General features: G+C 68.7%; 1 pseudogene. It reads right to left on the minus strand.

From position 1 onward, the window contains the following. Window positions 1-575 (minus strand): annotated as a pseudogene (locus MZTS_RS21625) (hypothetical protein); the annotation flags it as partial.

Raw genomic sequence — 575 nt, forward strand, 5'->3', positions numbered from 1 at the left:
CCTCGCGGATGGCCGGGTTCGCGTCCATGACGGCCTCGACGATGCGCGCGGTCTCCCGGTAGCTGTAGACCCACTCAGGCGAGCCGTCGGCCTTCCGCTCCTGACGCTTCTCCATCAAGGAGCCGATGGCCTTGTGGATGGTCCTGGCGTTGATGGCGGTGTTGAGGACGATCTTACCGACAGAGCGGTCGTAGCACCGGAGGACGTAGGGGTCGTGCTGGAGCACGTGGCCGCGCATGGCGTAGAGCAGTGTCGGGTGGAGCGCCGCGAAATCCGGCTCGATGCACAGCTCGCCGTTGATGAGGAGCTCGGCGCGGCGTTCCTTGGGCAGGTTCTGAAACCAGCCGTACCAGCGCCCGTGCCGGTCCCAGCGCCCCCGCCCGAAGACGCGGTAGACCTCGGGGTTCGGGGTCGGGCGCACGCAAGTCCAGGTCGCCCGTCCGTCCTTCACCTTGCGGGCGTGAAGGTGGTGCCGGGTGCGGCGCCAGTCGGAATCGGACGCGTCGGGCGAGACCTCGACCTGCACGTTGGCGAGGTAGGCGTTGACCTCGGCGACCTCGGTGACGAGGCGGCGG

It is taken from the genome of Methylorubrum zatmanii, from assembly GCF_014845115.1.
Classification (GTDB): domain Bacteria; phylum Pseudomonadota; class Alphaproteobacteria; order Rhizobiales; family Beijerinckiaceae; genus Methylobacterium; species Methylobacterium zatmanii.